The organism is Zavarzinia sp. (genome assembly GCF_041650655.1).
Lineage (GTDB): Bacteria > Pseudomonadota > Alphaproteobacteria > Zavarziniales > Zavarziniaceae > Zavarzinia.
Genome location: NZ_JBAZKR010000239.1, coordinates 1 through 2,988, shown reverse-complemented (window position 1 = coordinate 2,988; position 2,988 = coordinate 1). Strand labels below are relative to the sequence as shown.

The 2,988-nt window shown below is 72.8% G+C and carries 6 protein-coding genes; all 6 read right to left on the bottom strand.

Annotated elements, in window-relative coordinates; translation table 11 throughout:
- Window positions 1–72 precede the first annotated feature (72 nt).
- The gene (locus tag WC493_RS22875; protein WP_373068887.1) at window positions 73–624 is read right to left on the bottom strand and encodes a hypothetical protein; all 552 of its coding nucleotides are present in this window, start codon (window positions 622–624) and stop codon (window positions 73–75) included.
- On the bottom strand, window positions 611–994 hold the full coding sequence (locus WC493_RS22870; RefSeq protein WP_373068885.1) for a hypothetical protein: 384 nt from the start codon (window positions 992–994) through the stop codon (window positions 611–613). The genes WC493_RS22875 and WC493_RS22870 overlap by 14 nt, the downstream gene beginning before the upstream one ends.
- Before the next feature lie 205 nt (window positions 995–1,199).
- Window positions 1,200–1,586 carry a hypothetical protein gene (locus tag WC493_RS22865; RefSeq protein WP_373068883.1) on the bottom strand — a complete coding sequence of 129 codons (387 nt, stop codon included), beginning with the start codon at window positions 1,584–1,586 and terminating at the stop codon, window positions 1,200–1,202.
- Window positions 1,586–2,203 (bottom strand): hypothetical protein, encoded by a 618-nt coding sequence (locus tag WC493_RS22860; RefSeq protein WP_373068881.1) that lies wholly within the window; start codon window positions 2,201–2,203, stop codon window positions 1,586–1,588. Before WC493_RS22860 ends, WC493_RS22865 begins: the two co-directional genes overlap by 1 nt.
- Before the next feature lie 3 nt (window positions 2,204–2,206).
- Window positions 2,207–2,746 (bottom strand): Holliday junction resolvase RecU, encoded by a 540-nt coding sequence (locus tag WC493_RS22855; RefSeq protein ID WP_373068879.1) that lies wholly within the window; start codon window positions 2,744–2,746, stop codon window positions 2,207–2,209.
- A 3-nt stretch (window positions 2,747–2,749) separates the two neighbouring features.
- A partial coding sequence (locus WC493_RS22850) for a hypothetical protein (RefSeq protein ID WP_373068877.1) occupies window positions 2,750–2,988 on the bottom strand: 239 nt, incomplete at its 5' end.

The window sequence follows — 2,988 nt, the reverse complement described above, 5'->3', positions numbered from 1 at the left end:
GCGGGCGCCACCTTCGCTGCCCCGCACCGCTCGCACTGGCCGCCCGGGAACGCGGACTCGCCGCCGCAATGCTCACACTGCATGATCGGCCTCCCACTCGTCCGCGAGCGCCAGCGCGTCGAGACCGGCCACGCGAAGGGCGCTGCGGATGTCATCGAATGCCCGCGCGGACGTGCCGAAGTCGTGCAGGTCGCAGTGCTCCGAGAGGGTCGCGACCTTCGCCGCCGCCCGGATAAGCAACGCCCTTGCCGGGTCGGCCGGGCGAACAAGCGTCCCGCGGACGGCGTCCAACGCGTCCCCGATTCGGTCTCCCGCCTCAGTAAAGCGCCCCGCGTGCAGGGCAGCGGCGGCATCGGCCAGGGCCGGACGCGGGTCGCCCGTGTCCAGGTACGCGCCGTGCCCCTTCGCCTCCGCGAGCAGGCGCAGGACTTCGGCGGCGGACTCGCGGACCGGCATTCCTGTAGCCACGCCACGGCAGCGCACGTTTGCCTGCCCGGCCACGTCGGCGACCGCGGCCACGTCATCGGGCCGCACGTACCACGGGCCATCTAGCCCGTGGTCGGGCGCGTCCATCGTTAGCCGCACCATGCCCAGCGCGCGGGCGTGGTCGTCAGTCGTCGTCATCGTCCCATCCTCCTTCCGTCACCGGCATGGACGGCAGCGGCTCCCCGGCGGCGGCCAGCACGTGGCCCAACCGCGCGACGTCGGGCGCGTGGTCGTACTGCTTGGGCGGCGCGTCGGCCGTCGCCTGGTCCGGAGTCCAGTGGTACCCGTACGACGCGGCCAGGAACCGCTCTCCCGGTCCGCGCGCGAAGTCGATCCGGGAGCCGTTGGCGAGCGAGACCGTCTCCGTCGCGTACCGCTCGGCGTCCACGGCCGGCGCCGTCCACCCTCGGAACCGCGCCCACCCGCGGCCGATGCGCAGCAGGTACGCGCCCGAGGTCCGGCCGCGACGTCGCATCGCCCGGCGCTGGTCTCGTGTCGTCCGCGGCATGCTCACCCCCTCCCCCACGGCTGCACGACGACCAGCGGCGGCCGCCTCGGTGCCCGCCCCTCCCTCTCGACGGCCCGCCACAGCCGCGAACACACCCGGGACACGCACGCCCACTCGGCCGCTCGCGCCCACTGCCCGAGGGTGAGCGCGGCGACGGAACGACCCAAGGCGTGGAAGGCCGCGTTGCGGTAGGCTTTGGACAGGGTCATGGGGCCTCCTTGGACGGGACGGGCGGGCACGGCAGCGCGGCCGCGATCCGCCGAGCAATCGACACGGCATTGGCTACAGGCCCGGACTCCTGAATCACAACGGGCGTCTCTGGGCCGAGCGTGTCTAGGACTCCCTGCGCCTCCTTGGCCGCGTGCGAGTGCAGGGCCATGCGCATGATCAGGAATCCGCCCTCCTGGACGTCTCCCGCCGCTAGTGCCTTAAGCGCGTCGGCGAGGTCGTACACGGCCGCGAATGCCTCGGAATCGCGCAGGTAGCGGGCCTCGCAGAACAGCGCTAGCCGTCTCGCGGCGAGTGCGGCGGCGTACACCTCCCGGGCGTCGGTCGGAATCGTCTCGTGCATGGCGGTCTGGCGATCATCCATTATCGCCACCCATCCCAGTCATACGGCGCGGCCACCCGCACGCGCGCCGTCTGCTCGTCCAGGGCCGTCCGGGCGGCGTCCACTATGGCGGCCGTCCGGGACTGACAGGTGGGGCACCCAGTCGGCGCCGGGGCCCCGGGAGACGTTGCCCGCCGGGAGCCGCAGCCCGAGCAGCGATAGACCGTTGACCAGGGCTGCGAGACCTCGACGCGCCACTCCGCCGGACGCGACGGGGCCGCCTCGGCGGCGCGATCAATCCGGTCTACGGACCGGCGCAGGGACCGATAGTCCACGAGGTGGGCGACGGACTCGGCCACGGTGTGTTCGACCATCTCTGCGATCTCGCGCTCTGGGCGATCCTGGTCATATCCCGAGCGATACGGATTCATCCGGAGCGCCTGGCCCCAGGCGAACGAGTAGGCACGGACCGTCGCGGTGCCGTCGGGCAATACGCGCAGGTCGAACGCCTTGGCGGGTTCGCCGCCACCGTCGAGCCGCGCGGACTCGCCCGTAATCGCATACCGGCCGTCCAGGGAAAGGCGCATCCGGTCAGGGAACATGGCCCGCAGGTAGCCGAGCACGGTCCGCAGGTCCACGTATGCATCACCGCCGAGCATCGTCTACCTCCCCGCCCGCGCCTCGCAGGCGTCTGCTACCCCGAGCGCCACCCGGGCCCGCTCATCGCCGTCCGCCGTTCGTTCGAGAAACAGATCCCCGACCGCGTGCGCGTCTACCTCGTCCCGCCGCGGGTCCACGACGGCCAGCGACCGCACCCACGACCACGGCAGCAGGTACCAGGCGAAGGGCGGGCCCGCGAACGCCGCGAGGACGTACACGTGAGGGGTCCACCGCAGCGCCTCATCGAGCGCCGCCCGCTGGTGTGCCGGGAGCCGTGCGTCGGTTAGGCGCATCGTGGCCGCCGTCGTGCTCTTAACCTCGACGTACACGGCCGACCCGCCCCGGAGTGTGCCGGAATAGTCGATCGGGGCCCTGCCTTGGCGGTAGGCTCCCACGATTCGCCCGCCCTTCGTCCGCGGCCGCCAGGGTGTCGCGGCCTTGCGCAGCGTGGCGATCCCGCGGGCCTCCATGAGCGCCGCGCACTGCTCGGCCCGCTTCTCGACGGACATGCCGCGGTTGCCTTGCTTGCCGCGCCAGGTCATCGCCTACGCCCTCCCCTCGGGCGGCAGCGCCACCGCCGAGTCCCGCCGCCCCATCAGTCGCCCCACCTCGCCCGACAGCCGCCGGGCCTCTCGGGCCACGTCCGGGGCGCCCAGCAAGTCCAGGCTAGCGGCCGCGTGCGCCAGGTCGCGCTCGGCCCGCGTCAGAAGCACGCGCAGCCCGCCGCGAAGCGCCTTGACTCGCATCCAATCACGACCGCTCATGGCCGATCTCCGCCGTCCGC

Excerpts from the sequence above, each read along its gene's own strand:
- WC493_RS22875 (WP_373068887.1), bottom strand. The coding sequence starts at position 624 with ATGACGACGACTGACGACCACGCCCGCGCGCTGGGCATGGTGCGGCTA.
- WC493_RS22870 (WP_373068885.1), bottom strand. The coding sequence starts at position 994 with ATGCCGCGGACGACACGAGACCAGCGCCGGGCGATGCGACGTCGCGGC.
- WC493_RS22865 (WP_373068883.1), bottom strand. The coding sequence starts at position 1,586 with ATGGATGATCGCCAGACCGCCATGCACGAGACGATTCCGACCGACGCC.
- WC493_RS22860 (WP_373068881.1), bottom strand. The coding sequence starts at position 2,203 with ATGCTCGGCGGTGATGCATACGTGGACCTGCGGACCGTGCTCGGCTAC.
- WC493_RS22855 (WP_373068879.1), bottom strand. The coding sequence starts at position 2,746 with ATGACCTGGCGCGGCAAGCAAGGCAACCGCGGCATGTCCGTCGAGAAG.